Source organism: Alteromonas sp. RW2A1, from assembly GCF_001886475.1.
Classification (GTDB): Bacteria; Pseudomonadota; Gammaproteobacteria; order Enterobacterales; family Alteromonadaceae; genus Alteromonas; species Alteromonas hispanica.
Genome location: NZ_CP018031.1, coordinates 800,167 through 825,104 on the forward strand (window position 1 = coordinate 800,167; position 24,938 = coordinate 825,104).

22 protein-coding genes are annotated in these 24,938 nt (G+C 40.4%); 7 read left to right on the plus strand and 15 right to left on the minus strand.

What is annotated here, in order from left to right:
* The first annotated feature begins 215 nt into the window (after positions 1 to 215).
* Entirely contained in the window at positions 216 to 1,256 is a 1,041-nt protein-coding gene (locus tag BM528_RS03595) for an AraC family transcriptional regulator (protein WP_071978697.1), read from the plus strand.
* A gap of 29 nt (positions 1,257 to 1,285) precedes the next feature.
* On the opposite strand, the gene BM528_RS03600 is transcribed toward BM528_RS03595, so the two are convergent.
* Complete coding sequence (locus tag BM528_RS03600) at positions 1,286 to 1,654, minus strand: hypothetical protein (protein ID WP_071978698.1); 369 nt, start codon at positions 1,652 to 1,654, stop codon at positions 1,286 to 1,288.
* Positions 1,655 to 1,859: 205 nt separating this feature from the next.
* Here BM528_RS03600 and BM528_RS03605 point away from each other — a divergent pair, with 205 nt between their 5' ends.
* On the plus strand, positions 1,860 to 3,305 hold the full coding sequence (locus tag BM528_RS03605) for an arylsulfatase (RefSeq protein ID WP_071978699.1): 1,446 nt from the start codon (positions 1,860 to 1,862) through the stop codon (positions 3,303 to 3,305).
* A gap of 108 nt (positions 3,306 to 3,413) precedes the next feature.
* Here the strand turns inward: BM528_RS03605 and BM528_RS03610 are convergent, their stop codons facing one another.
* From BM528_RS03610 to BM528_RS03660, 11 genes are all read right to left on the minus strand, one after another.
* Positions 3,414 to 4,748 carry an MFS transporter gene (locus tag BM528_RS03610; protein WP_196897291.1) on the minus strand — a complete coding sequence of 445 codons (1,335 nt, stop codon included), beginning with the start codon at positions 4,746 to 4,748 and terminating at the stop codon, positions 3,414 to 3,416.
* A 42-nt stretch (positions 4,749 to 4,790) separates the two neighbouring features.
* Positions 4,791 to 5,513, minus strand: a complete 723-nt coding sequence (gene qhpE / locus BM528_RS03615; protein WP_071978700.1) for a subtilisin-like serine protease QhpE — start codon at positions 5,511 to 5,513, stop codon at positions 4,791 to 4,793.
* 1 nt (position 5,514) lies between these two features.
* Positions 5,515 to 7,233, minus strand: a complete 1,719-nt coding sequence (locus BM528_RS03620) for an ABC transporter ATP-binding protein (protein WP_071978701.1) — start codon at positions 7,231 to 7,233, stop codon at positions 5,515 to 5,517.
* Between the two features lie 14 nt (positions 7,234 to 7,247).
* Positions 7,248 to 8,306 (minus strand): U32 family peptidase, encoded by a 1,059-nt coding sequence (locus BM528_RS03625; RefSeq protein WP_071978702.1) that lies wholly within the window; start codon positions 8,304 to 8,306, stop codon positions 7,248 to 7,250.
* On the minus strand, positions 8,284 to 9,261 hold the full coding sequence (locus BM528_RS03630; protein ID WP_071978703.1) for a hypothetical protein: 978 nt from the start codon (positions 9,259 to 9,261) through the stop codon (positions 8,284 to 8,286). The genes BM528_RS03625 and BM528_RS03630 overlap by 23 nt, the downstream gene beginning before the upstream one ends.
* Positions 9,262 to 9,345: 84 nt before the next feature.
* A complete protein-coding gene (locus BM528_RS03635; RefSeq protein ID WP_071978704.1) occupies positions 9,346 to 10,965 on the minus strand; it encodes an acyl-CoA synthetase in 1,620 nt (539 codons plus the stop codon).
* Between the two features lie 64 nt (positions 10,966 to 11,029).
* Positions 11,030 to 12,205 carry a quinohemoprotein amine dehydrogenase subunit beta gene (gene peaD / locus BM528_RS03640; RefSeq protein ID WP_071978705.1) on the minus strand — a complete coding sequence of 392 codons (1,176 nt, stop codon included), beginning with the start codon at positions 12,203 to 12,205 and terminating at the stop codon, positions 11,030 to 11,032.
* Positions 12,206 to 12,215: 10 nt separating this feature from the next.
* Positions 12,216 to 12,578, minus strand: a complete 363-nt coding sequence (qhpC, locus tag BM528_RS03645) for a quinohemoprotein amine dehydrogenase subunit gamma (protein ID WP_071978706.1) — start codon at positions 12,576 to 12,578, stop codon at positions 12,216 to 12,218.
* A gap of 2 nt (positions 12,579 to 12,580) precedes the next feature.
* A complete protein-coding gene (gene peaB / locus BM528_RS03650) occupies positions 12,581 to 14,026 on the minus strand; it encodes a quinohemoprotein amine dehydrogenase maturation protein (protein ID WP_071978707.1) in 1,446 nt (481 codons plus the stop codon).
* A gap of 18 nt (positions 14,027 to 14,044) precedes the next feature.
* Complete coding sequence (peaA, locus tag BM528_RS03655; RefSeq protein WP_071978708.1) at positions 14,045 to 15,655, minus strand: quinohemoprotein amine dehydrogenase subunit alpha; 1,611 nt, start codon at positions 15,653 to 15,655, stop codon at positions 14,045 to 14,047.
* Positions 15,656 to 15,748: 93 nt separating this feature from the next.
* Positions 15,749 to 17,158: an aldehyde dehydrogenase family protein gene (locus BM528_RS03660; protein ID WP_071978709.1), complete on the minus strand. Its 1,410-nt coding sequence runs from the start codon at positions 17,156 to 17,158 to the stop codon at positions 15,749 to 15,751.
* A gap of 341 nt (positions 17,159 to 17,499) precedes the next feature.
* Here BM528_RS03660 and BM528_RS18980 point away from each other — a divergent pair, with 341 nt between their 5' ends.
* From BM528_RS18980 to BM528_RS03675, 3 genes are all read left to right on the plus strand, one after another.
* Positions 17,500 to 18,345 carry a hypothetical protein gene (locus BM528_RS18980; RefSeq protein WP_332249004.1) on the plus strand — a complete coding sequence of 282 codons (846 nt, stop codon included), beginning with the start codon at positions 17,500 to 17,502 and terminating at the stop codon, positions 18,343 to 18,345.
* Positions 18,346 to 18,425: 80 nt separating this feature from the next.
* Positions 18,426 to 18,806: a nuclear transport factor 2 family protein gene (locus BM528_RS03670; protein ID WP_071978710.1), complete on the plus strand. Its 381-nt coding sequence runs from the start codon at positions 18,426 to 18,428 to the stop codon at positions 18,804 to 18,806.
* 58 nt (positions 18,807 to 18,864) lie between these two features.
* A complete protein-coding gene (locus tag BM528_RS03675) occupies positions 18,865 to 19,368 on the plus strand; it encodes a hypothetical protein (protein ID WP_071978711.1) in 504 nt (167 codons plus the stop codon).
* 52 nt (positions 19,369 to 19,420) lie between these two features.
* Here BM528_RS03675 and BM528_RS03680 read toward each other — a convergent pair whose 3' ends face one another.
* Entirely contained in the window at positions 19,421 to 19,897 is a 477-nt protein-coding gene (locus BM528_RS03680; RefSeq protein ID WP_071978712.1) for a low molecular weight protein-tyrosine-phosphatase, read from the minus strand.
* A gap of 115 nt (positions 19,898 to 20,012) precedes the next feature.
* Between BM528_RS03680 and BM528_RS03685 the strand changes: the two genes are divergently transcribed.
* Both BM528_RS03685 and BM528_RS03690 read left to right on the plus strand, forming a co-directional pair.
* Positions 20,013 to 20,516: a SixA phosphatase family protein gene (locus tag BM528_RS03685; RefSeq protein WP_071978713.1), complete on the plus strand. Its 504-nt coding sequence runs from the start codon at positions 20,013 to 20,015 to the stop codon at positions 20,514 to 20,516.
* Positions 20,517 to 20,585: 69 nt separating this feature from the next.
* Positions 20,586 to 21,332, plus strand: a complete 747-nt coding sequence (locus BM528_RS03690) for an alpha/beta hydrolase (protein WP_231401162.1) — start codon at positions 20,586 to 20,588, stop codon at positions 21,330 to 21,332.
* Between the two features lie 146 nt (positions 21,333 to 21,478).
* Here BM528_RS03690 and BM528_RS03695 read toward each other — a convergent pair whose 3' ends face one another.
* Positions 21,479 to 23,290 (minus strand): tail fiber domain-containing protein, encoded by a 1,812-nt coding sequence (locus BM528_RS03695; RefSeq protein ID WP_071978714.1) that lies wholly within the window; start codon positions 23,288 to 23,290, stop codon positions 21,479 to 21,481.
* A gap of 22 nt (positions 23,291 to 23,312) precedes the next feature.
* Entirely contained in the window at positions 23,313 to 24,725 is a 1,413-nt protein-coding gene (locus tag BM528_RS03700) for a choice-of-anchor U domain-containing protein (RefSeq protein WP_071978715.1), read from the minus strand.
* Positions 24,726 to 24,938 lie beyond the last annotated feature (213 nt).

Genomic DNA, 24,938 nt, shown 5'->3' on the forward strand with positions numbered 1-24,938 from the left:
TTATTATCGAGACCAAGACTAAATGAAAAAATAGATATACCTGTTGACTATTAACGCCAAAAAATTACCGTAACACGCCACCAAATAGACATATTACGCCTTACGATTGACCTTTTAAGCCATTTAAGAACAATATAGTTTATTTTTATTAATAAAAGCCTTATAAAAATTATGCCTATTAAATGAACTGATTGAAATGATACAAAGGATATATTGTGAGTAATTATCAAAAGCCGGTTTTGCCGGCTGAGTGGCTGAGTGACTATATGCTTGAGAAAGGCTATACAAAGACACAAATATTAGAGGGTGCTGGACTTGATAAAAAGTCTCCAACCTCTAACCTAAAACTGATGCCATATCCAAATGTATTAATTTTATTAGACTTTTTAGGTAAGGCAGAGAATAACCCGAACCTCGGTTTTGATTTATCAAGCAACGCTCAACCTGGTGATTTAGGCCCGGTGACATTAATTGCTTATCAAACCCCAACCTTTAAAGATTTTATCGATACCCTGATTCAATACCAGTCTTTAATGACTACAGCTATAGACTTGCATTTAAATGTAGGCACTATCGAAAGTGAGATAAAGTATAATATTTTGGTTCCAACAAAAGCAGGAACACGCATTGACGTTGACTATACATTAAAAATGTTCGTCGATATGATTAAAGAGTGTAGCGGCAGCGATTGGCGTCCGAATAGAGTTAATGTCTCTTATTCAAAGCCTGATGATATGTCTAGACTCTATGAAGAGTACGGTGAAAATATTAAATTTGATCAACCTACCAATAGTATATTTTTTGAAACCAAACTCTTAAAAACGGTAATCAATGAAACTGATCCTGAGCTATTGGAGTTAATGAAAGCTGAAATTCACCAAATGCTAAGTAACTACAATAATAGGACTAACGATTTATTTAGTAAGGTACGGGCTTGTATTGCTTCATCACTTGCTAGCGGAAACTGTAATTCAGTTAATATCGCAAGGCAGTTAAATGTATCCCAAAGAACCTTAGTTAGGCACCTTTCTAGTATCAATACCAGTTTAAGAGAAATTAAAGCTGACGTCATAGAAGAATTAGCGAAAACTGCGTTATGTAAAACCCATACAAGTATTTATGAAATTGCTATTCAAATGGGCTTTTCTGAAACTAGCTCATTTGATCGCATGTTTAAGAAAAAAACAGGTTATACGCCGATTCAATTTAGAGAAAAATACGTTGATATAGATTATAGCTCCAATCGCTATTTTTAATAAGAGTGGAGCTTTAATCTGATAAAAAATTAACCTTGTGCTTTAGTTGCTACCCAGAAAAAGCACAAAGAAAACGCTAAATATCCGACAACAAATATCCAGCCGGCAGCATTCATCGCACCATTTAGTGTTCCCGCTAGACAAGCAAGAGATGCAATCCCTTCACTAAAGCCGTACAGGTAAGCTGACTTTTTATCAATATCATCAGGCCCGTTGATAAACCAGAAGCTAATACCTAAACCTAAGTATGCCCCGCCTAAAATGCGCGTCATCATAATACCTGCGTCATCTAAAGACATACCAAATAATTGCATAATAAGATTAGCATCAAAGATAAAAACTAAAGCCACAACAATCGATAAAATAGATTTTGGCTTGGTAAAAACAGTAATTGACATGATTTGTTCTCATTAAAAATACATGCCTGACAGCTTAAATAATAAAAGCGAATAAACATTACCTTTACACGCCATACCATTGACAATACGCGCCATTACAAACAGCTAAAGTGGCGTAAATTAACAACTACATGGCGTATATTATCAATATCATTTTCTTTAATAGAGAGTAAGGTAACTTCAAACAATCAAAGGAGCTAATTATATGAGGCTTTTTAAGCTTATTTTAGTGTTGATGTTGTCGCTAACATCCATTAAAGCTATGTCACAAAATAAACCTAATATCGTACTTGTATTTCTGGATAATTTTGGCTGGGGAGAGCCGGGCTTTAATGGCGGCGGTATTGTGCGTGGGGCGGCAACACCAAACCTAGATACAATTGCCAATGAAGGCTTGCGTTTAACTAACTTCAATGTTGAAGTTCAATGTACGCCTTCTCGCTCAGCACTGATGACTGGACGCTATGCCTTTAGAAGTGGTAATAGTAAAGTGCCGATCGGTAATAATATCTACGGTCTGGTTAACTGGGAAGTCACCTTAGCAGAAACGCTTTCAAACGCCGGTTATACCACAGGTATTTTTGGTAAATGGCATTTAGGTCGTACACCAGGCAGGTTTCCAACAGATCAAGGTTTTGATGAATGGTTTGGTATCCCGAATTCTAGTGATGAATCCGTTTACTTTACCCAGCAAGGGTTTGCCGACAGTGGTGTATCTGAAACCTATGTAATGTCAGGGCTTAAAGGGCAAATACCCAAAAAGGTACGCCCCTACCGACTAGATTATCGACCTATTATCGACAAAGATATTACCGATAAAGCCATCGAATTCATCACCCGAAAAGCTAAAAAGCAGCAACCATTCTTTGCTTTTATTCCCTATACTGCGACTCACTTTCCGACCATGACTCATCCAGATTTTAGAGGAGTGTCAGGTAAAGGGCAATGGGCAGATATGTTAACCCAAATTGATAATTACACAGGACAAATACTAAAAACAATTGATGATTTAGACATCAAAGACAATACCATTGTTATCTTTACCGCGGATAATGGCCCTGAAGCTACTAGCTACGGTAACAATACGCTAACCGTTGAAAACGCATTTCATGGCTCAGCAGGACCTTGGCGCGGCACTTTATTTACTGGTTTTGAAGGCGCATTACGCGTGCCCTTTGCCATGCGCTGGCCTGAAAAAATAAAGCCCGGTCGTGTCAGTGACGAAATTGTTCATGCAATGGATATTTTCCCAACATTAACTCACCTAGCCGGTGAACAAATCCCTCAAGACAGAGCCATTGATGGCATTAACATGACTGACTTTTTTACTGGCAAAGAAAAAAAATCAGGTCGTGATGGCTTTATTGTTTACATGGGTAATGAAATATATGGCGTAAAATGGAAAAATTGGAAAATTCACTTAAAGGAGCAAGAAACGGCTTTTACCGAAGTACGCACCTATGAACTGCCAAGACTTTATAATTTGTTAAGCGATCCACAAGAAAGGGACAATGTCATCCTTTCAAACAGTTGGGTGCCTAAAGCTGCTCATAAATTACTAGCGGAGCATAAACGCTCATTTGCACAATACCCACCAATTAAGCCTGGAACTAAAGACCCTTATATCCCACCTAACACTAAAAAGAATTAAACGCTTTTCTTAACTTTAATCCTTATTCTTATCACCAGTTGTAAATGACATAGCAACTGGTGATAAAAATTTCAAAAACACCTTGGTACAATAAATTTAAAGCATTGTTCAAGCTGCTTTTTGTTTAAGAAATAAAATGGTAACACCTGCGATAAATGAACCAGTTGCCATTATTAACGCCACCATTGTCAAAGGTAAGTTAGCGGCAAATAAAAAGCCAGGGAGCATCGGCCCTAATACTGCCCCGCCTCGACCAATACCTAGCACTAAGCCAGACCCAGAGCCTAATAGCGAAGACGGAAATGATGAAGCAAATAAGCCAAAGAAACCGGAAATTGCGGCAAAAATTAACGCACCGGTGATAAAACCAATCACCTTCATCGACTCCAATGTTTCAGTAAAATACGGAAATAAGGCAACGCCAATTGCTGCAGTAATTAAACAAAAAATCATTAATATTTTTATTGGAGCAAAACGAGCAACAACACTGATACCAACAGAGCCAAGTACACCGCCAAGACTGATAACTCCTAAGACCTTAGTTGCGTTTGAGGCGTTATGTCCTAGATCAGAAACTATGGTTGGTAGCCATTTGACAAAATAATAATACGTACCGACATTACCAAAGTAGGCAAAAATCAATATACAAGTAGTGGCTACCATAGTCCCTTTAAATAAGTTTTTAGTCCCTTCTGGTTCTCCTTTTTTTTCACTAATTTCTTGCAACGTCTCAGGTGCACTATGCCCTAACTTTACCATAATCTGTTGAATACGTTGCAATGCCCCTGTTGGGCGTTTTCGTTCTAAAAAGCTAATGGTTTCAGGAACCCAAAAATAAACAAGCGGAATAAAAACAAGACTTAGAGCTGCCCCTAAATGAAATGTCACGCGCCAGTCGTATTGCTTAAGTAGTGGCGCTAAAAATGTCGCACCGGCATAAATGCCAAAGGCAAAGCCACCGGCATAAATGCCAAAGGCAAAGCCACCGGCAACTAAGGTTACCGCTAAAGCGCGGTTTTTATTATTACAATAATCCGATGTCGTCGCAGTTGCCGCAGCTAGTAAGCCACCTATACCAATACCGGTAAATACCCGGGCTACACCTAACACCCAAATATTAGGGGCAAGTGCAGCCACTTCCATGCCAATAGTTAAAATAACTAAGCCAATCAGCATAGTCGGCCTACGACCATGGCTATCTGCTACGCTACCTAGAATAATTGAACCAAACGCCATACCGACTAGCTCTAGTGGTAAGATAATACCAAGAACGGTTTTAGATAAGCCCCATTCAGCGGTCATGCCGGGCGCGGCGAAAGCGATAGATAAAACATCATAGCCATCTAATGCTAATATCCCGATACACAAAGCAACAATCAGCCATTGTCTCTTTGCCATTGGCTCTTGGTGAATTGTCTCTAAAGCACTGACATTAGTACTCATCCTTCCCCCTAGCTTGCTTGTTTTTATAATTATTTCTAACGACTAAAAAATCATCGTCTTATTCAATGGTTTTGTGCTTTTTCTTCGAAGCTCAACTCTATCTTCTAAACCCCAGTATTTGGCATGCTCTTTAAGCCATTCTGTCATCTGAGTTAAATCAATTACACTCGCTTGTTTTACATAACGGGCGATATGCCCTGCGACATTGGCACAACCAACACTTGCACCAATAACGTTAGGATTAGAAGAACGGACACAAGCAGCAAAATCCGCTTGTTTAGTATTAAGCCATGAAAACTCATCAGGCTGACAGCGGGCATCACCTGTCGCACTGACCACTTCTGGATAAGCTGCCGGAAAAACTAAATTTCCACGCGCAGGGGACGACGCAACGACTATGATGTTGTTGTCTCTAGCTCGCTTTACCGCCTCATGTAATAGTTGTCGATCATTAGGTAAGCCAAAGCTCATATTAATGACAGAAACATTGAGACTGATTAGCCAATCAATCGCAGCAACAATTTGTAGCGGTGTTGTTACCAGTCTTTGATGAAACACTTGCGCCATGGCAATTTGTGCATCAGGAACTTGCGTTAAGATAGATTCTGTAATGACAGTACCATGACCTAGCATATCACCTGTGGTTGGCTTAGCTTCAACCTGGTCATTTTCAAGGTAAAAACCCTGTTGCTGATATAGGTTATTGTCTTTACCGTCATTTACATCTGACCCCAAAAAGCCAGAGTCAATCACCCCTATTAACATATTACTGCTTTACTCCACTGCGAAATTCAATCGTGCCATCGACAATCGTTAATAAATAATCTGCATCTTGAATCGGTTGCTCTCGATGACTAACAATCAGTCGAGTTTTATTAGCAAATAACTTATCAATAACGGTCATCAATTTGTGTTCTTGTTGACTATCTACAGCTGAAGTCGCTTCATCTAAGATGAGTATGCTTGGTTGTTGCAAGAGTGCTCTAGCAAGCGCAATACGCTGTTTTTGCCCGCCAGAAAGCCTTGCCCCTCGCTCACCAATAACTGTATCTAACCCTTGCGGTAATTGTGAAATAAAGCCTGTTAATTCGGCTTGCTCTACTGCTTGGTTCACTTGTTCATCTGTTGCATTAGGTGCCGCATAGCGAATGTTTTCTCGCAGCGTTCCACGAAATAGCACCAATTCTTGGGCAACATGCGCTACTTGTTTTCGCCAACTGGCTAAATCTAACTTGGTTAAATCAACACCATCAATTTCAATCTTGCCATCAGTTGGCTCAAAATGTCTTAACAGTAAATCGACAAGAGTACTTTTACCTATGCCAGATGGTCCAAACACACCCACTTTTGCCCCTGATGGAATCGTAAAAGTTGCGTCACTAAATACTACTTGATTGCTATTAGGGTAAGAAAAAGCCAATGAATGAGCGCTAATATTACCCTCAATAATTAACGGTTGTTCTTTTGATTGAGCTGGCTCGACATCTGCTTTTGTTAACGTTAATTCTTGTACGCGGTCTAAGCTGACTCGAACACGTTTAATCGCAACATATAAGCCTAATAGCGTATGTACTGGACCTACCGCCATGCCTAAATAAGCAGAAAACGCGATAAGCGAACCTAACGCCATTTGATCGTTAATCACCCAATAACCGCCAATAATAAATACTAAAGTACGGCTTAGTGTTGTCAGTATTGTCGGTACTGAGCTTGTTGCAAACTCTGTAACTTGCAGCCCTAATAAGGTATTAAGGTAGTTATGGTTTAGGCCTTGTAAGCGTTTTGCCTCACGTGCTTCTGCCGATACCGTTTGAATAAACTTCATTGCCGGTAAAGTTTCAATTAAAAACGAAGAAATATCTGCTGCCCGCTCGCGCATCTTACGAGTTTTAATTTCCACCTTAGGGCGCATAAATTTAAGCCAGCCCCACTCTAGTGGTAATAAAACAAAGGCAATAAGCGCCAATGATGAATTTAAATAAAACAAAAAGACAATCGAGCCAACAAGACCAATCACCGCGCTAACTAACGAAAATAAGCCATCAAGAGCAAAGCGTTGAATTTCAGCAATATCACCATCTAAGCGCGACAAAATATCACCGACCCGCTGCCTACCGTAAAAACTCGGTGATAATGTTTGCAAATGCTGATAAACACTCTCACGAAGATCAAATAAAATATTGCCTGAGATTTGCGTATGAAAATACCGAGAAACGCCAGACAATAAGGTAGAAAAAACACCTAAGCTAAGTAGCATTAACGAAAACTGTAGCAGTAGATCAAATTGTTTAGCGATCAAGCCTTCGTCAATCACTTGCTTAGTTAGGTATGGTTGTAAAAGCGCTAATGAGGAAGCAACGAGTGATAAGCAAAATAAACCAAAGACTCGTTTGTTATGGGGCGTGACAAAGCGAAATAACCATGCAAATGCTGAATGCTGTTCTATAGTACGATTTTCGCTAACAAAAGAAGCTAGATTAGACATCAAAATATACTAGGTTAACTTAAGTCAACCACTTCAATTGCATTTTGTGTTTTCTGCAACGTTTTCGCATCTGGCTTCATACGTACTTCTGGGTAATAACACATATAACCGGTTTGACAATGCTCAGGTTGCTCTCGCATGCCACGGGCTAGCGCTTTTGCCGCATCACCACCCTGCTCGATTAATGTTTCTCGCACCGCATTAACCATTTGCACACTTTTTAATTTACGTTCAGTTGGCGCGTCACGACCAGCTATTTTTACCGAGGTGACAGAGCTGGCTAAAAATCGTGGTAAAGCACATAAACCACAAGGCCCGTATGGCATACCATTAGGACTAACAGAAAAGCCATTACCAAAGCGATACCACAACCATTTTTGGTAATCTTTATCGTTTATTTCAAACGCTTTTTTCTCGGCATCGCTTAACGGTTTGCCATCGATACGTTGATCATTAGATTGATAGTTATCAATACAAATAGCGCCACCTAACTTACCCGGTAAATGTATGGTGTGACACGAGCCTTCTTCATACACACAGCCATCGTTTAGCATAAAAGCTTCAAATTCTAGTGATGGATTAGCAGCGACCATGCTTTCCATTTCACTAATTTTCATATCGCGTGGGAAAATTATACGATCAGCACCCAATGCTTGATGAAAGCTCGCTGACTCACTATTGCGGCAACTGGCAATCGAGCTGACATGAATTTGAAAATTAAAATCATGGCTACCTAAAAGTGCTAATAAGGTTTCATCACCGACAATCACTGAATCACCTTGCATCTCATCAAATAGCCTTGCAAGGTCTAATAAGCAAGCCAGTTGCTCACCCGTATAGTGTTGAGAATTCATCACCAGATGCAATTGTTTACCTAATCGATGCGCTTCAGTTACTGCTTTTTCTAAATCACTAAATTCCGGTAAATTACCAAACGCTCGGCGACTCACTGCGGAGGTTTTAAAGGTACTGGTCCAGGACTCTGGAACAACACTGCAGTAAAATTCGTCAGCACCCGCTGCTGCTAATATTTCGATTTCTTCAACGCGACTAATGGGGGCGGTAATCTTCATGCCAGTCTCCTTCAAAAATCATACGGTTAACTTTATTTTGCGCCACCGCTTGTGCCAATGTTTCCGTCATTTCTTCAGTGTGGCGATAAAACATGGTATTGCCTTGCTGGAAAGTTCGTAAGTCAGGTGCTTTCGGCGTTTGTGTTAATGGTTGTTTGGATGATTGACTAGCTGTCACATTAACCGCTTGTTCATCTTGAGTTGACGACGAACAACCGCGACTCACTTTCGCAGAATAAGTCAAGCATTCTTTATTACAGCCATGACCTGGACCAAATTTACGGTGAGTTTCTATTTCCATGGCACCAATTTTACACATTCTACCTTTGACCGAAAAACCATAAGGAAAATGTGCCGATACCGATTTATCCTCACTCTCAAAGTCAACCACCTTGGCAAACGGTGGTACATCCATTTCAATACGCTCAATATCGAAACGTTTTAAAAGCTGATGAAACGGCCCCGATTGCACGCCATGGGGGTAAAGCTTAGTCCACTGCTCAGAAGGTAGCCGTGGATCTTTGATCATTTTGCAAAGTTGACGACCAATAATTGGCGTTAAATGTTTATACTCTCGCCTTAATATATTTAACGTACCCCAGTCATTGACCACCACTTCAGTCCCTTTGGGTAAAATAGCGAAAACTTGTTTAAGGCGTGCTAATGCGGAATCAGAAAGCAAAGGGGTTAATAGGCTTAACGATAACTGATGTTGCTCAATTAAATTAAGCACTCGTTGCATAATTTTTTTATCTGGCAGTAAACGATCACAAAATTCACCACCAAAATAAATACGAGTGACTTTTTGCTCTGTTGAGAAGTGCTTCTCGGGAAATTCTTGCCAATTAAACACCTTAATGCAATCAGCTAATGTCGGCTCGTTGCCAGAGGCTAACAATTGACTAACCGCTTCTTCTCGGGTGATTGCAACTGCAATTTCAGTACTTTTAGACATAGCGATCACATTTGTATAATGTTTGAAGAGTAAGTGAGAACGAGGTAACTAGCGTTAACGGTTAACGCCAGTTACCTATTCTAGCTAAGCTTTTGCGCGTTCTCGTAATAAGAACTTTTGGATTTTACCAGTTGAAGTTTTCGGCAATGCGCCAAAGATCACAGTTTTAGGACACTTAAAGTGGGCAATATTGTCGCGACAAAAATCAATAATGTCTTGTTCTGTTGCTTCTTGCCCAGGTTTTAGCTCAATGAAAGCACAAGGTGTTTCACCCCATTTATCATCAGGCTTAGCAACCACTGCCGCTTCTAATACCGCCGGGTGTTGATAAATTACCCCTTCTAATTCTACAGATGAGATATTCTCACCACCTGAGATAATAATATCTTTTGAGCGATCTTTAATTTCAATGTAACCGTCGGGATGTTTAACCGCTAAATCGCCAGAATGGAACCAACCGCCTTCAAACGAATTTGCCGTAGTATCTGGGTTTTTCAAATACCCCTTCATGGTTTGGTTACCACGAAACATAATTTCGCCAATAGTTTCACCATCTGCTGGCACACTTTCTAACGTCTCAGGATCAAGCACTTCAACATTTTCTTGTGTAACGTATCTAACCCCTTGACGAGCTTTTAAGCGTGCACGCTCTGCTGCGGGTTGATCATTCCACTCTTTTTTCCACTGACAAATAACACTTGGGCCATATACTTCCGTTAAGCCATAAACGTGAGTAACTTCAAAACCTAAGCTATCCATGCCTTCAAGTACTGTTGCTGGTGGTGGCGCACCACCAGTAATCACTTTAATCGCTTTAGGAATTTTTGCTTTAACGGCATCAGGGGCATTAACAATCGCGTTAAGAATAATCGCCGCACCACAAAAGTGGGTAACATTATGCTCAGCCATCAGATTTGCTACGGTTTCCACATCAAACTGACGTAAACAAACATGAGTTGCCGCGCGTGCCGTAACAGACCAAGGGAAACACCAGCCGTTACAGTGAAACATTGGAAGTGTCCATAAGTAAGCAGAATCTTCATCCATAGGCCACATAGCTACGTTACCCATAGAGGTTAAATAAGCGCCTCGATGTGAGTATACAACGCCTTTCGGATCACCGGTTGTGCCAGACGTATAGTTCAGAGCAATGGCTTGCCATTCATCGTGAATATGTACTTCGTTATACTGTGGGTCACCCGATGCAATAAAGTCTTCATATTCAATCTCACCGATACGCTCGCCACCAGAGGTATTCATCGGATCGTCAACGTCAATCACCAAAGGTTTATTTTTCGCAAGCGTTAATGCTTTCTTAACGATAGGTGAAAAACAGGTATCCATGATCAAAATATCGGTTTCAGCATGGTCTAATATAAATGCAATACCTTCGGCATCAAGACGCGTATTTAATGCATTGAGTGTTGCACCTGTCATCGGGACACCAAAGTTTGCGTCTAAAAATGCCGGAATATTGGTCGCCATAATTGACACGGTTGAGCCTTTTTTAATGCCTTTCGCTGATAAAGCCGACGCCAAGCGCTTAGCATTAGCTAAATATTCACGGTAGGTGATTTTTCGTTCACCATGGATGATTGCCACTTTATCAGGGTAAATCATTGCACTTCTTTCTAAAAAGCCAATTGGCGATAGTGGCTGATAGTTCGCCTGATTTAAATCTAAATCTCTTTCAAAAATATCCATTAAGAACACCTAACTCTAAAGAGGCTAATAAACAAGTTTTAGCCTCATACACTTTACTTTTAATTTAATACACCACTTTATCGCGTGGTAATGAGAAAACTTGGAAGGTACCCAGTGACATATCGCCACCTGGTAACACAATATTGTTTAACTTAGTTAATGATTCTGCGTCATAAACAGCGATATCATTATACGTGCCGCCTAAATAGAGCTTAGAACCATCAGTTGAGAAATTAATAACATAATAAGTACGCTCTAGATCAATTTCTTTGATAACACTTAAATCAGACACTTTATGGCGTTTTAACTGCGTTAATACCGCATAAAATTCATCAGGATGCTGTGGCCTTGCCATGCCGGTAAAAAAGATTTGCTCGAGAACGCCAAAGTCTTTTACTTCAGTTTCACCGGTTGCTAAATCCACTTTTTCATAGCCCCACATAAATGTGGCAGTATCCATGTTTTGAGTTTCATCAGTAAATTTAGGCACGGTATACATACGGACAAATTCATTATTCACTTTACCCAGTGGCCATACGGTTAACACATCTGGTTGACCGTAATTGCTGCGATTATGAGAGTGACTGGCAATAGCGGTATCTACTTGACCCGTTTTCGGGTCGATAACAAAAACATCCGCGCCAGATAAATACACTCTGCCATCGTCAGCAGCTGCCATAATGTTAATTTGTCGAGGTACATCAAACGTACGGGTTGGCTTAGCGTCAATACCATCTTTCGCGTTGTAAACAGCAAATTGACTCGCTAATACCTCGTAGTGATCACTATGTAACTTGGTTGGATTATGGATGGTGTAAATTTCTTCACCATCGGTACTTACCGCTAATGAGCCAATACTTTTGATACGGACATTATCGTAAGAAAATTTAGCATCGAAAGTGAGATCACAATTATTGACATCAACACCTAATATGCGATCAAAGCGCCCTGCAAGGACATAAGCGGTTAAATTATCCGGCGACATCACCACAGTACCCGGTAAAACTGCATCGGGTAACTGACAAGTGCGCACGATTTCGTCGGTGCTCAAATCTACAAAGTGCATATTATTAGGGCGGTTAACCACCACCATATAATCACTTTTTTCAGCGCTGTTTTCAGATGCTACTTTCTTAGTATCACTAGTTTCAGCGACTTGCTCACTGCCGCAAGCAACAAGTAAAAGAGCTAACGAGCTAGCTACGGACAATTGGCGTAATTTATTTGAAAAGCTAATCATGGTATCTCGCCTACTTTTTATCATCTTTTGGAAAGACATCGCCTAGTTTTCGCCAGTCATCACCCGCAGAGTCGGCACCCTTAGTCCAGTCAGGATAAGTATTCATGACATCAGGAACTTGCGCCGGCCACCAGCAAGGATCGGCACAACCATATAAGTCTGACTCCATTGGTTGACATAACCCTGCGACGCCACCAAAAACGTCAACCTCCCAGCCTGGATCAGTTGTGCCTGTACAACCGACAACCGATTGCATAGCAACAACTTCTTCAACGGTAGCGTCATCGCCCTTAACCTGATTTTCACTCTTGTTTTTATCCATTGCAGAGTCTAATAATTCTGCTTTTTTATTCAGTGGTTTTAGATGTTTCATTGTTAGTGTCCTCGACGAGGGGTGATAAATGTATCCATAAATGTTGGGTTTGCCGCATTGATTTCAGCATAGGCTTTTAAGCCAAACTCAACCCAGTCACGCATAAGATCACAATAGTGATAAGTCGGGTTTTGTGGGTCGTTATATCGAGCATAGCTTTCGTGATAACAACCACCAGAGCACATATTGCGGATCCAACAAGTACTGCAACCCGTGTTGGTTCTATCCATACGCGTTTCAATAAAGCCAGCCAAGCCCTCGCTATCGATACCGTCAATAACAGAGCCAAAGGCTGGCAGATCTGAGCCAGTAAAGCGGTGACATAAATTAACGCCGCCACTATGGTCAATTGCCACCATGCCAATACCCGCACCACACGGTAGTGCTTTTTTTGTGCCTTCGTGAATATCCGTCATCAGCTGGTGCATGTTAGAAAAGCCAATATTGCGTCCAGCCTTTGCTTCATCAATATAATGACGACCGACTTTTATCATACTGGCAAATACCGCTTTAAGCTCATCTTCAGATAAGTTGTATTCACTGATATCACCTGAGGTGACTGGCGCAAAGCCAACCTCTGCAAAGCCAAGCTCATGAAACAGGTGTTGCCAAATTTCTTCAATATCAGTCACCCCTTTGGTTAACGTAACACGAGCACCAATAGGTCTGGCGTTATAGCCTTTCATCAGTAATTCAATTTTTCGAGTCACCGCTTTATAAGTTCCATTACCATTAACGGTAATGCGGTTCTTATCATGAATGGCTTTAGGGCCGTCGATACTTACCGCAATGCCAAATTTATGTTTTTGGAAGAATTCGATAATCTCTTCATTTAACAAAGTAGCATTGGTGGTTAATGAAAAATCAATCGGCACATTAAGCTCGGCAAAGCGTGCTTGTGCATATTCAACCACTTCGCGAATTAATGGCATATTGCTTAACGGCTCCCCGCCAAAAAATACGATGTTGTACCTTGGCTGATCAGGCGATTCTGCTAACATCATTTCAATGGACTTTTTCGCGGTATCAAAGCTCATTTTTTGCCCGTTAGCCGGGGTATCTAAGTCTTCTTTATAGCAATAGCTACAACTGAGATTACAACCTGTATTTACATTAAGCACTAAAGTGGTTAATGGGATATTTTCAAGCTGAGTAACTTCAGGGTTATCAGGCTCAAACGCCTGAACGCCAGCATCATTTGAAGCAACCACTTTAAGTTGAATTAATTGTTCAACCGTATCATCAATATCTTTTGCCGTTTGAGCTGATAAGCTTTGCGTTAGTTTATCTACAGATAAGCCACTTTCACTATCTGCCGCTTCAATCAGCTGAGCCGATAATTCATCCAATTCAAACAAGCTAGTTGTCGGCACATGAAACATCATCTGCTTATCATTCACTGCTATAGTGCGTGAATTAGTTGGAACTTTTTTTAGAACTTTGGTCATTACGAGTACCTGATGCCGCTATTTAATTGGCGGATTATTCCAACGTTGTACGGTAACAATCAGCTCCCCTTGCCCTTCTAAGATGTTTTTACCGTCTTGTAATTTAGCCACGACAGCTAAGCGCCCTGCATTGTTAGTTCCGTATTTTCTATCAGGGTTAGGCCCGGCATCGCCTGGTGTGAAGACCCCCGTTTCAGGGTTAATAACACCAGCAAACTTTACATCTTCATCCGCTTCTGATTGAGCATCAAATGGTTTGACACTCCAGCTTGCTGGGAATAAGCCAATGTAGACATCATCATCGGTGCCCACTTCACCATCTTGACCAGCGGCAAATGCTTTGGCCTCAAACGATGCGGTCACTTTAGGTTGACTGCCGCCCCCTTCACCAACGCGAGCTACGGCATAAGCTGGGCTAACTTTGATTTGATCGACTTGTTGATAGGCAACTAAGGCATTATCAAGTGACTGCTTGCCAACGTTAACTGTACTGCTCATGGCAGATGCATCCATCTTAGGTGCTTTTACCTGTACGATAATTTCATCTGCCGTGCGGGAAACTTCAGAAACAACCGTTAAGCCGTTAGAAAAAGTAACATCACCAGATAATTGAGAGCCACGAATTGACACTTGCAGTGTCTCGCCAGCTTTAATGTAAGTAGGGCTTAGCGATAAAATCGATGCCTTATCACTTCGATGACCTGAGATATCAACACCAATATCTTCATGACCATTTAAAAACATACGGCCAGATAAGCTATCGCCCGCCTCGTTTAACGCGAACACTTGACGATACTGCTTATCACCAACTGTTAGCGAGCCACGCCATTCATAACCACTGTAAACTAATACACTTCCCGTACCTGATAACGACTCACCATCATCAAAAGTACCGGTAAAAGTCATAGCATACTGGTTATTGCCCTTATCTTTTAAAGCAACCGTTCCTTGGAACGCCCCTTTACTTGGCATATGGCCAGTAATGCGCCAATTGCCACCAGGAGAAACTTTACTCTTGTCTTGCCACTTCACCCAGTCTTGCGTATTTAAAGCATATTTGTTAGCTAAAAATGGTACCGTTTCATTAATCGCGATTTCAAACCACTTTCTATCACGTCCCATGGCTGAATATTCGGTACTCGGCCATTGCCCCAGATGAAAGTTAACTAGATGTTCCCAATCTTTTTTATCTCTGCGTTGCAAACCGACTCGTGCTTCTGAGTGACAACGAGCACACATTTGTTCAAGCTCAGGTTGTTTATTTTCAATGTGGTTTAGTCGTCTTTCTAAAATATAACGATATGGTGCTGACTCAGAAGGTGTTAAACCTTGAGTATTGGCTAAATATTCAACGAGACTTGCCCTTGTCTCACCATCAATTTTCAAACCATGGGTAGTTTGCATACGAGCAATGGTCATTAACCAACCTTCTGGTGTTTTTCGTTGATAGCTGATACGGCTTAATGTTAGCGGATCTTGACTTTGTTCAATATGACAGCCTGAGCAATGTTGCTGCAATAAGCTTTCACTTGCGACAACTTCAGTGCTATATACACTTGCACCACAGGTAAGCAAAGCGACTGAGCAAGCAGTTGCGGTCAGTGATTTTTTTAATCGATTAACTAGCACGGTTTACTCCTAGTGTGTTTGAAATATAACGGAAAGAAAAAGCCGGCTGTTTATTAAGCACTACCAAAAGTTAAACAGCCGGAAAACAAGCAACTATCCCGCTTTATTGATATTGACTACTTTCATATTAGTGAATTCGTTTAAGCCCTCTTGAGCAAACTCAACACCAATACCTGATTGTTTAGATGTAGGGAATGGAATATTAGGAGCAAACGCACAGTGCTGGTTAATCCAAACCGTACCACTTTCCATTTGGCTTGCCACTTTTGACGCTCTATCGATATCAGAAGACCACACAGAGCCACCTAAACCAAATTCAGAATTATTAGCTCGAGCGATTGCATCGTCTAGTTCTGAGTATTTTACGATAGGTAAAATTGGGCCAAATGGTTCTTCATCAACTACTCGGGTACCGTCACTAATATCTTTAACAACAGTTAATGGTACAAAGTAACCTTTTTGGTCTAATGGCTCACCACCTGCAATAACATTACCGTTCGCTTTGGCGTCTTCTAAGTAATCACATACTTTGGCATATTGCATCTTGTTTTGTACTGGGCCAAATTGAGTGGCCTCGTCTAAGCCATTACCCACAACTGCCTGTCGAGCAAGACTTGCGATCTCTTCACATAGCTCATCGTAAATCGACTCATGTGCGTACAAGCGTTTTAACGCGATACATACTTGGCCGCTATTAATAAAGGCAGTATTAAAGATACCTTGAGCGGCCGCTTTTACGTCAATATCATCTAAAGCAATCGCCGCGTCATTTCCACCAAGCTCCAATGTGATGCGTTTTAATGTACTCGCAGCACTTGACATGATCGCCTTACCAGTTGGTGTTGAGCCTGTGAAAGAGATTTTATCAATACCAGGGTGGCTGGTAATTTTAGGTCCAAGATCATTATCATCAACAAGAATGTTAACTAAGCCTGCTGGTACTACATCTTTAAGAATTTCACCTAACATTACCGAAACAACTGGCGTGGTAGGAGCCGGTTTAAGAATAATACTGTTACCCGCTAAAATAGACGGCGCTATTTTGTATATACCGATTAATAACGGAAAGTTCCAAGGTAATATGCCTGCAACAACACCTAACGGCGTACGTTGTACTTCTACGCGCTGATTTTCATCATCGACTAACACTTCATTTTCTAAGTTAAGAGAAGTGAAGTAACGACAAAAAATCTCAGCATATTGCACTTCCATGGTTGCTGCTGCTAACGGCTTACCTTGCTCTTGCGTTAATGCTTTGGCTAAAGGCTCAATATTGGCATTAATCGCATCTGCAATCTTATGTATTAACGCCTTGCGCTCATCGATATCAGTTAACGCCCATTTAGCTGCCGCCACTTTTGCGCCAGCTACCGCTTGATCAAGCATAGCTTCATCAGCACGCGGCACTTGAGTAAATACTTCTTCTGTTGCAGGGTTAATGACATCTAGTGTCATATCACTCTTAACTAATTCACCATTTATTAATAACCCATAGTTACTCATAACTTTACCCCAATTACTTGCTATACAGTTGTTTTTATGTAGCTATTTATCGTAGAAGTGATTCTTAAGAATCTTTATATCAGCTACACTTATCGAATTTCTGAATTAGATTATTGGAATATAGGGGCGGCAACATCGACTGTTTACGCCATTGATTTGACAATGTACGCCACAGAATTAGCAGAACACGCCATTAAAATAAGCTAAACCGATGATTAATCTCTTAAGAAGTTTAACCCTTGATTTATATTAAAGTGTGGCAATAGATAATAAATTAAAAACGAAATTAACTGTTTATCAGACTAACTATTTAATAGAAATTACAAGTAGCGACAAAAATAATGAAATTTGATCATATCAACATTAGTGCGCCAGCCGATGTATTGGCTAAGGAAAAAGACTACCTCTGTGAAGTATTTGACTTAACTTTAGGCGAACGTCCGAATTTTAAAAAACACGGTTATTGGCTATATGCGAAAGACCAAGCAGTAATTCATTTAACAGAAAGTGACAAGCACGTTCCAAATACTAAAAATGCGTACATTGATCATATTGCATTCCAATTAACAGGTGTCGCTGACTTTGTCAAAAAGCTACAAGCACAAAACATACAATTTGACGTAACCTATTTATCAGATGTTAATTGTACTCAGGTATTTTTTAATTCTCCTGCAGGAATCGGCTTAGAAGCAAACTTTAAAAACGAATCCCTTAAAAAAGTCGTTATTATCGGAAATTCTGGTTCAGGCAAGTCGACCTTAGCAAAGAAAATGGTTACGGATGTTGGCTGTGAACATTTGGACTTAGATACATTAGCTTGGCAAGCTACCACACCTCCAACCCGTAAACCCATTAATGAGTCAAAAGACACAATTGATGACTTTCTATCAAAGCACTATTCATGGGTAATTGAAGGTTGTTATAGTGACCTTGTTGAACTCGTGCTCGATGATGCAACAGAGCTAGTATTTCTTGATTTACCGGCTTCGCTTTGTGTCGAAAACGCTAAGCAACGACCTTGGGAACCACATAAATACCCGTCAAAAGAAGCACAAGATGCCAATTTGTCGCTGTTAATTGATTGGATTAAAAATTATGACGACAGAAAAGATGAGTTTTCACGCAAAGCACATCAAAAGGTATATGAAAACTTCGCAGGTACTAAACAACGCATAATAGAAAATTAGCTAGTAACGTTTTCAACAAGGGTATTATCAACGTTAATAAGCAAAAATATTGATAGGCAAAGGCTTTACCAGGTAAGACAATGACTACGGTAAACAAAACAAATAACACGCCAAGCGACATAATCAAACGCTGGGTGGATATTTTTAATCAAGGAGATGCCTCAACACTTGCTGAGTTTTACACCACTGATGCAATTAATCATCAGGTTGCCAATGAACCAGTCATTGGAAAGAAAGCAATTTATGAGATGTTTAAAGAAGAATTTGCCCAAGCAGAAATGGTTTGTATTATTGAAAACATCTTCGAAGACGGTAATGTCGCGATTTTAGAATGGAAAGATCCAATAGGCTTGCGTGGTTGTGGCTTCTTTCATTTTAACGATGGATTAATTAAGTTACAGCGCGGTTATTGGGATAAGTTAAGTTTTTTACGTGCGCATCAATTACCAATTCCAGAGTAAACCTATCGTCTTTTTATTTCGTATGTCTTTCAAATACTAGATAAATATAGAGCGTTAAATGACCACTATCGTTGTAAACGATCAAATGCAGCAAAATTATCGTTACACCTTAACGGCACAAGTCGGCCAAGATTTCCATCCTGAATTTAAGCCACAACTAACACCAAAAGAAATGCTCGAATTGGGTGTATTTGGTGGTAAATACCTTACTGACTGCCAAGAAGAATTTCCAACTGACTGGTTTGAAAATGCCCTACTTAGCCCAAGCCATAAGGATATAACCTTAAACTATTTTCGCGTTGATGCATCACAACCATTAAGCGAGTGGCGTAAAAAAGGTTGGATTTACCACCAAGACCCACGAGGTTGGTTTCAGTGGTACTGCCGTTATTACCAAGGAAGACGATTAGAGAAAGAGGATTTACGTCAGATAAAACGTTGGAAGAACTTTCGCCGACATTTAAGCGCTGTGATCAAATTTTGTGAGCCATTTGATCACAGCTGCAGGCGCAAGCAGCGACAAGCGCTATTGCATTGGGCATATGATTCGCGCAATGTCTAAACTACTAACGATAGAAAGTTGCGCATAAGTGTGTATGTGTGCAGCTTTTTAATTACCGCATTTTAGCTAATAAGCCTTCACTCGCATCTTCAACAAGCTCAAGCACATATTTAAAGCCACCTGCACCGCCGTAGTATGGGTCAGGAACTTCTCTTTCATCAAAATTTTCCGCGAAATCAAGAAACAACTTCACTTTATGTGCACTTTCTTGGGGGGCAAGATCGATTAAATCGTTATAGTTATTCTCATCCATCGCTAAAATTAAATCAAAGTGTTCAAAGTCATTTACCGTTACTTTGCGCGCTTTAATACCATCAAATGAGTACCCTGCACTTTGACCGACTTTAACAGAACGATGATCAGGCTTTTCTCGAGCATGAGCACCAATAGTCCCCGCCGAATCAATATTAACTTGTTTGCATTGTTGTGCCGCTTTATGTCGAAATACAGCTTCTGCTGTTGGAGAGCGGCATATATTGCCCATACAGACAAAAAGTACCGAATCAATTGTTGAATAATTAACGTCCATGCTGACCTTGTTTTTATTATTTGAGTAACTTTAATTAAGCTTAAAGTATATCGTTATTTTCGTCTATTTAATAACAGGCTATACCTTAACCTATGTTGATGAACATCAAAATATAATGGGCAAGAAAATTCACCTTATCAGACACGCTAAATCAAGTTGGAAAGACGGTTCTCTAACTGATTTTGACAGACCGCTTAACCGGCGAGGCGTAAAGTCGTGTGAATTGATGGCGCCAGCTATTTTAAATGCAGGTTGTTATTTTGAAAACGTGTATGTTAGCCCAGCTAAACGCGCCCAGCTTACTATTACCATAATCAATAAAGCATTAGATAACACCACCATTAATTGGTGCACTGTACCTGATTTATATACATTTGATTCGAATGACCTTTTCAGGTTTTGTTTAGGTTTACATGATTCTATAGATGAACTTGTCATAGTTGGTCACAATCCTGCCTTCACTGAATTTTGTAACAGAGTTAGCAATAGCACACTCGCCAATATTCCTACCTGTGGCTATGTCGCGCTCAATACCAGTATGCCGTTTAAGTGGCGCGACTTAATGACACAAAGGTTTACATTAACATCCTTTATTCGACCAAAAGATCTCGTGCGATAAACATGAGACTTCTTTATAATCTTCAAAACTATAAATTTATAAAAACCTCTTATTGGTCAATACATTAAAATGCTTTTATCAATATCTTCAAATACCTCTTCATCTATAAATTTACCGCTATCAGCTATGCTAAAACCTTTTATTAAAACGTGCTTGTTTTCACTACCTTTAACGCTTATTACTTTAAGTTATTCATACGCTGCAAACGCTGGAGAAATATATGAGTCTTTTCCAGAAACTATCGATGCCAATCAAAAATACGTATTTTATTCTCACGGTTATATTGTTGAAGGGACAAATGCCAAACCAAAGCACCCAGAATGGGGCATCTATGATTTTCCTGAGATTAAAAAAGTCCTAGCTGATGATAACTACCATTTAATCGCTTACCACAGAGCAAAGCATACCGAGCCATTTCAATTTGCTAAAAAGCTGGCAAAAGATGTCGCTAAATTAATCGCTGCAGACGTTAAACCAAGTAATATTACCTTATTAGGTTTTTCTCGTGGCGGTGCATTATCTATATTAACTACAAATGAACTTAAGTTAAGCGAGATAAATACTATTATCTTAGCGGGTTGCGCGGGCTTAATAAAAAAACATACTCAGGTAAAAGTATATGGGCATGTAAAGTCGATTTATGAGACCTCTGATCAAGTTGGCTCGTGCCAATTTCTGATAGATAGAAGTGACGATGTGGCGTCTTTTAATGAAATATCGATAAGCACAGGTAAATCGCACGGCGCATTTTATAATCCATTACCTGTTTGGGTAGAGCCTGTTAAACAATGGATAACTGATAATACCCAAAACTAAACAGCCTACCTGTTGTTGTACCAAACAAACAGGTAACTGCTTTGGATCGTTTGGCAAAACACCGCTTCAATCACTTCGCCTGCGTTAGTTTTTGACTCTAGCTCTAGCGATGGATTAGATTGAAGCGATTTCTTAGTAGATTAAATTTATTTTTGTACTAGCCTCATCAGCGCTTCAATTTGTTTTTGTTGCGCTGCAATTTGTGCTTGTTGCTCTTTTACCGCATTAATTAACACAGGCACAAGTGCAACATAGTTAACTGACTTAATGCCTTTGTCATTTTCGCTAACCAATTCAGGTAAAACCGCTTCAACTTCTTGCGCAATTAAACCGACTTGTTGCTCATTGCCTTTTTGTAACTCAGGCTTCCAGTGATATCGCTTACCATCTAGTTTATCTATAGTCTCTAATGCGCCATTAATTGACTGAATATCAGTTTTTAAGCGTCGATCTGAATTTAACGATAAGTTACCTGCGATAGTCGCGTTACCAGTATTATCTATGCTCAATAAATTAACATCTGAACCAGTCGAAAATGATGAAATAGCAAAATCGCCACCATTGGCAGCAGTTATTGTCCACTTATCGTCGTCGGCAGCGCCTGCATCGGCAAATAAATCAATTTGCGCGCCATTACCGGTTGCAGCATTAACAGAGACTTTATTCGAAAAGACATCAGTAAAACGATAGCTCGCATTACCTAAAGTTGTCGTTGCATCAGTTTGAGCTGACCATAAAGTAGTGGTGCTATTACCTAATAACACAGCGTTATCTGAATGGCTGGTGCCGTTATAACCTAAGACGATACTGTTGGTATTAGCATTAGTGGCATTGGTACCAATGGCAATTGAACCTACTTGCGCAATACGACTTGAATAACCGACAGCAACACCATCGTTGGCAATAACTGTCGCTTGGTTTCCTAATACTGTAGTGCGGCTTACATTAGTACTATTATTAGCCCGTGCGGTACCGTCTAAGTCGTTATAAGTAACATACCAATCACTACCATGCGTAGATACAAACTCGACTTCATTATCATGATAAAATGTCCAATCTGCTGAGTCAGCCAAGGTACCGATCCAAATATTATCTTCACCTTCACGGTTGGTATATCCGGCATAGGCACCTAAAGCGGTATTACGGTTAGCGTTAGTGATTGAGTTTGTTCGGTTATTATCAAATCCCGCTTGAAAACCGACAAAGGTATTAAAATCGGCACTTTCTGTATTTGGTCCGGCATTATCACCAATCATGGTATTAGCATTACCACCGCCAATATCACCACCAGCTGCCGTTCCTATTACTGTATTTCGTGAACCGTTATATAACTCTCCTGCTATACTGTTTGGCTTTCCTAAACTATAACCTGCGCCTGTTCCCATTGCCGTATTATAATTACCTCCTTGAGCGTCGTACATGGAGCCATAACCAATACTCGTATTACCTTGACCTCCTGTGTGTTGATAACCGGCTTCTTCGCCGATAAAAGTATTTTTGTTTTCGGTTGTTATTGCATAACCTGCTCGTGAACCAATATAAGTGCCACCAAACCCTGTGGTGCTAGCAGTACCTGCTTGATAACCAATAGCAGTGTTACTAGCTCCATTAATATTAGACTTCCCTGCTTGATAACCGAAAAAGCTATTGTGGTGGCCTATCGTGTTAGCCATACCCGCTTGGTAACCGAAGAAGCTGTTAAATTGGCCTGTAGTATTAGCTGCACCAGCACTTTGACCAACAAAAGTACTTTGGCCTTGGGTAGTTAAAGCGGCACCTGCATCAACACCAATTAGGGTGTTTTCATCACCGGAGGTGAGCGCTGCACCTGCGTTAGTGCCAAGCTTTGTGTTTTCTGCCATCGCCGATGTCGATATTGCACACAGCATGGCAATTACTGAGCTTTTTAAGATGAAACGGTGACTTTTAGTGTTTGACTTTACTATTGAACTCTTCATTCCGAACGACTCCCGGAGATAACTATTTAATAAAACTGTGTAAGCGAAGCATATTTGCTCTTTTAGATAAAATGAGCATAAGCCCGAGTAACAGCAGCCAGTTAACGGCGCCACCACTATTTTGAGTATCTTTTTCTAACGCTTTGTCATTTTCTTTTTCAACGACTTCTTTTACTTCCCTATTGATAAGGACTGTCGCGACAGCATTAGATGAAAGCTGTCCATCACTTACGACTACTTCTATTTCAACCGTCTCATCTGCAGTTAAAATCGGTGCTGTAATCATCACCGTCGCTGAGTTAGTGTTACTAAAACTAACTGCTGCACCGCTGAGTTGACTCCAGGTATAAGTTAGCGAGTCTCCATCACTGTCGGTTGCTACTGCTTGTAACTCTATCGATTCACCTGATTTAATTTGCGTTGAATAATCTGAGAGCTTGATCTCCGGTGCATGATTTATCGATGTTGGCTTAACTTTTAAAGCCCCCGGATCTTCAATGCTGCCATTAATTAACAAGTCAGCATCGTTAGGGCCACCATCTTCTATCGTTAACTCGATACAGTTATCACCTACGGTTAAGCCCAGGCTATAACTCGAGTCCTGAGCTGCTGGACAAGTACCATTACTATTAAATGGCGCAGAACGAACAATATTACGTTCATCTTCAATAAAGTCATACCAACCATCACGAGAGTTATACTTTCGGTATACCGCATCTGCTGGAATGCTCTCCCCTTGCGATAATGGAATGACTATCGCTGCAGACTCTCCATGACGTAAGATACCTTCTAAAATAAAATTAAATAGTGGTGAATACGCTTGATAATCATCATCGATAATGTCAGCGTCGCCATCATTTAATACTGCAGCAATTTCCTCTTCTGTCAGTGCAGTATATTCACTTTCTAAGCCATTTATCGCTTGCACGTAAGAACCTACGACAAGTGTTAACTCTGGATTAGTTTCGATTGGATAACTATTTTGACTACTAGGAATTCGGCTAGTGTTGTCATCATTATCAAGGTAATCCGCTATGCCATCACCATCGCTATCAGCAAGCCCCTCCTCAGCATCAACAGTACCGTCATTATCACTGTCAATAATTGAAGAAAGATCGATAGCATTCTCAATCACTAATTGAATAGATTGATAAGTAGTTAACTGCTCTTGTGTATTACTTTCAGTAACAATAACATCTAACTGATAAATACCTTCATTAAGTGTGTTTGGCTCGAAGCTATAGACGAACTCCCCATTTAGATCAGCAAAAGCACTATCTGTTGAGAACCACTCAATGTTATGGCTATCATCTTTGTTAACATCGTTAACCGTTGCGATTAACGAGACCGTGCCGTTGTCTGGGTCGATAACGTTAACTGGAACACCTGCTTGTTTCACTTCGATATCCACGAAAGGTGCAAGATTTTCATCCACGATGATAACTTCAGTAAATGCACTCGCGGAGTATAAGAAATATTAACGCTATGTACTACCCACTGTGTCAGCTGTATTTAAGGCCAGTTGCACGTGTGTCAAATGGGTACTTTTCAGGAATCAGTGTTAGCAAGTGATATGAAGTATGCAGGAGCCGTATACGAGGCCCGTACGTACGGTTCTGTGAGAGGGATGAGGCGCAAGCCTCACCCT